A 2,686-nucleotide genomic window follows, 5' to 3' on the forward strand; every position below is an offset into this window, starting at 1 on the left:
AATCTACACTTACTTCATAACATCTTACTTCAGAACTTATTTTAATTGATTAAATTACATCATACTAAAGAGAAACGTATCCAAGTTTCACGGATCCAAGTATTACAGAGCCAAGCACGACAGAACCAAGCACGACAGAACCAAGTACAACAGAGCCAAGTATCACTGAGCCAAGTACAACAGAGCCAAGTATCACTGAGCCAAGTATCACTGAACCAAGTAGTACAGAGCCAAGCACGACAGAACCGAGTGTCACGAAACCAAGTACCACTGATTCATCCGTGTCAGGCACTCAGAACAATCAATCTGAATCGAGTCACTCTACCTTAAACGATTCAACTAAAACGAATGATAAACAACTTCCACAGACAAATGATGAGAAGGCGAGATGGATGCTTGTCCTCGGCATCATGATTGTAAGTGTTGTAGGCGGAACAATTATTATACGCATGAAATAACCACCTATCTTTCAGGATTAGGTCGTATTCTTAGCTAGGCTTTTGCCTAGCTTTTTTGTTTATGCTCAGTAAAAATTCAAATTATTTTGGATAAACAGTATATAACACTTGATAACAGTTGTAGACTGTTATATACTGTTTGTAACGAGAAGGAGGAAGAAAATATGAGATTGATTATTAATACTTCCTTGATGGTGCCGATTTATGAGCAGATTGTCGATCAAATCAAAGGGCATATTCGGACTGGCGAGCTTAATGAAAATGATCCTCTGCCATCTGTTAGGACGCTTGCAAAAGAATTAAAAATCAGTGCATTAACAGTCAAAAAGGCCTATGACACATTGGAATCAGAAGGATTTACCATAACTGTTCACGGCAAAGGAACCTATGTAGCTGCTACCAATAAAGAGCTTCTGCTGGAGGAGCAGAGAAAAGAACTGGAAAAGGATTTGGAGCAAGCAATTCAAAAAGGCCGCCGCTGTGGAATCAGTGATGATGAGATAAAAAGTTTGTTTGAATTGATATTGGAGGGTTGAAATATGTTGAAAATTGAGCATCTCAAAAAGCAATATGATAACTTTACTCTTGATTGTTCATTAGAAGTTCCAAAAGGGATGATCACTGGGTTGATTGGCCAAAACGGCGCAGGAAAAAGCACCACGTTTAAAGCGGCGCTTGGGTTAATTCCTTTTGATAGTGGCAAAATCACACTTTTAGGCAAAGATATTAAGGAACTGACAACCAAAGAAAAGGAACAAATAGGGGTTGTTTTATCCGACTCCGGCTTTAGCGGCTATTTAAGGATCAAAGATATTGTTCCGATTTTGAGGGCGATGTATTCAGAGTTTGACGAAACCTTTTTCATGAAACAAGTCACGAGATTTCAACTTCCGTTAGATCAAAAAATCAACGACTTTTCAACAGGAATGAAAGCAAAGCTAAAAGTGTTGGTTGCGATTTCGCATCAGGCAAAATTATTGCTTTTAGATGAGCCGACCGCGGGCTTGGACGTGATTGCCAGAGATGAATTACTCTTAATGTTGAGAGAGTTTATGGAAAAAGATGAAGAGTGTGCGATTTTGATCAGTTCCCATATCTCTAGTGATTTGGAAACACTTTGTGATGACCTTTATATGATTCATGATGGAGAAGGGATCTTACATGAAGAGACGGATATTTTGTTAAGTGATTATGCACTATTAAAAGTTGACCCAGAGCAATACAAAGAGCTGGATAAACAATTTATTCTCCGATACAAAGAAGAAAGCTATGGGTATAGCTGTTTAACGAATCAGAAACAATATTATATGGAGAACTTTCCTAAAATAGCCATTGAAAAAGGATCAATCGATGAAGTGATTATGATGATGGTAAGGGGGCGTAAATAATGACAGGTTTGTTGATAAAAGATTTTAAACTGATGGCCACACAAAAAAATTTCTTTTTGGTGATTCTTTTGATTGCAGTAGGAATGATCTCGTTTACAGAGGATGTATCATTCCCACTAGGTTTCTTAACCTTTGTGCTTTCTTTATTCACATTAAGCACTATCAGTTTTGATGAATTTGACAATGGGTATGCGTTTTTATTCACTTTACCTATTACTCGCGTGGGTTATGTGCTAGAAAAATATTTTCTAGGATTTCTTTTAGGATTTAGTTCGTGGCTTTTGGCAACTTGCTTAGGGATGATTGCAACCGTTGTTAGAGATACTACTTCTCTCACTGAAATCTGGCAGATTGCAGCAATGATCTTGCCTGTCATGATCATTATCCAGTCTCTCATGATTCCCTTCCAACTAAAGTTTGGCGGCGAAAAGGGCAGAATTGCCATTATTGGCGCCGTTGGACTTTTGTTAGTCGCTGGTGTCGTGATTGTAAAAGGTGCGAAGCTTTTCTTTAACGTTGATTTGGTTGCTCAACTGAATACATTACCTATTGTCAGTATGAGAATGCTCTTTCTTATTGCACTAGTGATCGCCCTTTTTCTTTTGGCGGTATCTGTGAGGATCAGTATTTCGATTATGAAAAAGAAACAATTCTAAAAAAGTCTTTATTTGAATAAAAGAGAATGCGCTTGAGAAAAATGGGTGAAACTAGCCAATAGGTAAGGAAATACAGTTAGTCTCTGGATAGAGAATGTGGATGTTGGCCCTTCTGACCGAATTGAATGGAACAAGTGTAGTGAGAGTAGGCGCTTAGAATTCAAATTTAAAAGATCTTCTAATC

General features: G+C 37.9%; 4 protein-coding genes. All 4 read left to right on the forward strand.

What is annotated here, in order from left to right; genetic code table 11:
- The first annotated feature begins 281 nt into the window (after positions 1-281).
- The 4 genes from Q0A12_RS16400 (at position 282) to Q0A12_RS02070 (ending at position 2,502) form a co-directional block, all read left to right on the forward strand.
- Positions 282-458: an LPXTG cell wall anchor domain-containing protein gene (locus Q0A12_RS16400; protein WP_366030671.1), complete on the forward strand. Its 177-nt coding sequence runs from the start codon at positions 282-284 to the stop codon at positions 456-458.
- 164 nt (positions 459-622) lie between these two features.
- Positions 623-994, forward strand: coding sequence for a GntR family transcriptional regulator (locus Q0A12_RS02060; protein ID WP_291291059.1), 372 nt, complete (start codon positions 623-625; stop codon positions 992-994).
- Between the two features lie 3 nt (positions 995-997).
- The gene (locus Q0A12_RS02065; RefSeq protein ID WP_291291060.1) at positions 998-1,846 is read left to right on the forward strand and encodes an ABC transporter ATP-binding protein; all 849 of its coding nucleotides are present in this window, start codon (positions 998-1,000) and stop codon (positions 1,844-1,846) included.
- Entirely contained in the window at positions 1,846-2,502 is a 657-nt protein-coding gene (locus tag Q0A12_RS02070) for an ABC-2 transporter permease (RefSeq protein WP_291291061.1), read from the forward strand. Before Q0A12_RS02065 ends, Q0A12_RS02070 begins: the two co-directional genes overlap by 1 nt.
- Positions 2,503-2,686 lie beyond the last annotated feature (184 nt).

This window comes from Enterococcus sp., from assembly GCF_022711995.1.
Taxonomy (GTDB): domain Bacteria; phylum Bacillota; class Bacilli; order Lactobacillales; family Enterococcaceae; genus Enterococcus_D.

Coding starts and splice junctions, on each gene's coding strand:
- Q0A12_RS02060 (WP_291291059.1), top strand. CDS start 623: ATGAGATTGATTATTAATACTTCCTTGATGGTGCCGATTTATGAGCAG.
- Q0A12_RS02065 (WP_291291060.1), top strand. CDS start 998: ATGTTGAAAATTGAGCATCTCAAAAAGCAATATGATAACTTTACTCTT.
- Q0A12_RS02070 (WP_291291061.1), top strand. CDS start 1,846: ATGACAGGTTTGTTGATAAAAGATTTTAAACTGATGGCCACACAAAAA.